The sequence below is a fragment of the Klebsiella sp. C360 genome, assembly GCF_048822415.1.
GTDB lineage: Bacteria > Pseudomonadota > Gammaproteobacteria > Enterobacterales > Enterobacteriaceae > Klebsiella > Klebsiella quasipneumoniae.
The window spans coordinates 1-2,437 of record NZ_JBMEZZ010000043.1 but is presented as its reverse complement, the minus strand read 5'-3'; the positions used below and the strand labels follow the sequence as shown (position 1 = coordinate 2,437).

4 protein-coding genes are annotated in these 2,437 nt (G+C 54.8%); all 4 read left to right on the top strand.

Translation table 11 applies throughout. From position 1 onward, the window contains the following. Positions 1–47: 47 nt before the first annotated feature. The 4 genes from ccgD to ACOI7D_RS27650 all read left to right on the top strand — a co-directional run bounded on the left by ccgD (position 48) and on the right by ACOI7D_RS27650 (position 1,594). Positions 48–344, top strand: a complete 297-nt coding sequence (gene ccgD / locus ACOI7D_RS27665; protein ID WP_000545925.1) for a protein CcgD — start codon at positions 48–50, stop codon at positions 342–344. Then, positions 341–700: a hypothetical protein gene (locus tag ACOI7D_RS27660; RefSeq protein WP_001750003.1), complete on the top strand. Its 360-nt coding sequence runs from the start codon at positions 341–343 to the stop codon at positions 698–700. Before ccgD ends, ACOI7D_RS27660 begins: the two co-directional genes overlap by 4 nt. A 68-nt stretch (positions 701–768) precedes the next feature. Further along, positions 769–1,053: a protein CcgC gene (ccgC, locus tag ACOI7D_RS27655; protein ID WP_001750002.1), complete on the top strand. Its 285-nt coding sequence runs from the start codon at positions 769–771 to the stop codon at positions 1,051–1,053. A 208-nt stretch (positions 1,054–1,261) separates the two neighbouring features. Beyond that, on the top strand, positions 1,262–1,594 hold the full coding sequence (locus tag ACOI7D_RS27650) for a hypothetical protein (RefSeq protein WP_012561126.1): 333 nt from the start codon (positions 1,262–1,264) through the stop codon (positions 1,592–1,594). The last annotated feature ends 843 nt before the right edge of the window (positions 1,595–2,437 follow it).

Below are 2,437 nucleotides of genomic sequence, written 5' to 3'. Positions count from 1 at the left end.
CACCGCCACCCGAAAAATTGCCGGTATCGGCGCTTACAGGAGTCGTCATGCACTTTACTAACTTCCTTCAGCGTTACTTCGATATAGAGATTGAACATACCTTTGACCCTACCATTCAGGGCAGCAACGAAACGGGTAAAGACGTCACTAAAATCTGGATCTATGAGAAGGGCGAGGATAGCGAACCGCTGCTTACTCTGACAGAAGCATGGTGGTATACCGAGACAAAAACGGCTGGTAACTGGCTTATCGGCAACGTGTATTCAACGCTTGAGCATGGGCGTGAAATTCATGAAAGCGAATTTCGTAAACTGGTAACAGCTGGCAAGGTGATATCAGCATGAGTAAGGGGAATAAAATGCTTATTAATCGGATAGCGGTTATCGGGCTTGCAGTTGTCGCAGCCGCTACGCAGGCAGGTGTGCCGCCGGTTAAGTTTTTTTACCGGGATACAGTCCCGGTAAGCATTACGCTGGACGAACCCGCAACGGGTTGCAGCATGGCCGGTGTGATTGTTCATCCAGTGGATCGGCCAGCGGCAAAAGTGGCGTGGTTTAGCGAGCGGATTTGCGGTAAAAAACGTTACCCGGTTAGCTTTATCAGTGATGAAATTAGCGCCCCGCATAACGTGATCCATAAAGGGGAAAAGTTTCACGTTACCCCGGCTCAGGTCAATCTCCTGGACGCGCAAAACCTCTAATTAAATCATCGGGTGGCAATACCGCCGCCCGAACAATCGCCGGTATCGGCAACCATCAAGGAGTTCACATGTATCACTATCTCGTTTTTGTCCCTCTCGCATTAATTTTTAGCGCCGCTGCGCTTGCCCTGCCCTGGTTTATCGTTCGTGCGGGATACAGGGATCTGGTGCAGATCACCTGCGCCTGCGTCTCTGTTCTGGGCCTGTGTGCGGCGACAGGGGTTTTCAGCTACTTCGATAATAAGCCGCTTGCGTTTCTGTACGGTTGCGGCGCGCTGGCGTGCTTTTTGTACGCGGTAGACTGCGCGATACCGTTGTATATGACGCGTAAAAAGCCACGTAAGCAGCTGTAAGAAAAAAGGCGGGTAATCCCCGCCTTTTTTATTGAGGCTGTCAGAAAGCGATTCAGGCACTCTATGAACGCTTTGCAAGATATAAAATTTTGTATGCACATTCAGTACTTATATTGACTTTGAGGACATAATCACCGATAATTAAATCATCGGGAGGCAACACCGTCGCCCGCAAAATTGCCGGTATCGGCGCGCAAAGGAGTACATCATGGATTACCAGACCCGCTTAAATTCTGATATAACCAAAGAGATTGATTATCTGGCATCACTGCGTAAACAACGCATGGTGGCGGATCTGCGCACAGAGCTGGTTTACGGCTCCCTGGAGCGTCTGGCAGATATGATCTGCAACACCGTCACTGACTGGTCGCTTCCCTGCCCTGTTCTGCCGCTTTCTTCCGTACAGCAATGGCACAAAGCCCGCGAAATCGTCCTGGCAGATTATGAGGACTTCGGCCACGATGCCTGGGACTTTGCCCGCCACTATATGAAAACAGAGCTTAGCTTCGGTTATGCCTGCTACAAAGACGATATTGCCTGATGATTAACAACATGGGGGGCTAACGCCCCCCTGATAAACTGACCCTTTTAATGGCCTTACCGCCGATTTCAGATGGAACGAGAGATAAACAGCGGCAGACTCCGGGCGTTACCCCTTCGGGGCCGCTCTGCTGTGCTGCGCATCGAGCCGGTTCCCGTCTCGCCCCGCTTACGCGGGCAGCGGCCGCTAACGCCTCCGGCCTTCGGCCTCCGCGCTCCGCTTGGCCTCCGGGCTTCGCCCTCCGCGCTGGCGCTTGGCGGCTGGCGTCAGCCGCCAGCCAGGTTCGCCGGTATCTCAGCTGCCCGGTCATAAAGCCGTTCCGTTGGCGTGGGTCGTTCCGCCTATGACCGCAGTGAAACCGGGCGCGGCAGGTTGTCAACAGACGCTTCGCTCAAGCTGTTGACAACCTGCCTTATTCGCCCGGTTACAGTGCGGCCGTCGGAAACGACACCCCGCCAACTTCTCTACAGGTGCTATATGACCTCTACCATCCTCGAAAACCTACCGCAAATCATCACCTCGCTGGCCGCTCTGATTACGGCCGTAACCGGCCTAATCAAAGTGCTACGCGACAAAGACAAGTAACAGCCATCGGGGCGGCTGTGCCGCCCCTTTGCAGCTGCTTGCCGGTGATCTCTCCAGTTTATGTTCTGACATTGTGCTAAATCCTGATGCCACACAGGGCGTTACCCCTTCGGGGCCGCTCTGCTGTGCTGCGCATCGAGCCGGTTCCCGTCTCGCCCCGCTTACGCGGGCAGCGGCCGCTAACGCCTCCGGCCTTCGGCCTCCGCGCTCCGCTTGGCAGGCCACACCCTGCGCCGGACTCGCCCGGCCGCAAGCGGC